The 255-nt window shown below is 43.1% G+C and carries 1 protein-coding gene; it reads right to left on the reverse strand.

All coding sequences use genetic code 11. From position 1 onward, the window contains the following. On the reverse strand, positions 1-255 hold a 255-nt coding region (locus G6554_RS26465; RefSeq protein ID WP_207343146.1), incomplete at both ends, for a hypothetical protein.

Raw genomic sequence — 255 nt, forward strand, 5'->3', positions numbered from 1 at the left:
TCAAGCGGGTAACAACTCCGCTTTGGTCTGTGGTGTAGGTAGTGGTTGAAACTTTGCTGTTTAAAGCATTATCAACTTCCGTTTTAGTGTAAGTACTAGCTTTATCAGCTTTAGAAACTAACTGCCCATTTACCCAAGTCGCATCAACTTTGGAAGCTATATCGGCTTCGAGTTCTGTTTTGGCTGTATTAACTCTAGCCTGGGCATCTAAAGCAGATTGTCGTATAGCTTCTGCCTGTGCTTTTTGAGCCTCCG

The organism is Bacillus sp. MM2020_4 (assembly GCF_011250555.1).
Taxonomy (GTDB): Bacteria; Bacillota; Bacilli; order Bacillales; family Cytobacillaceae; genus Neobacillus.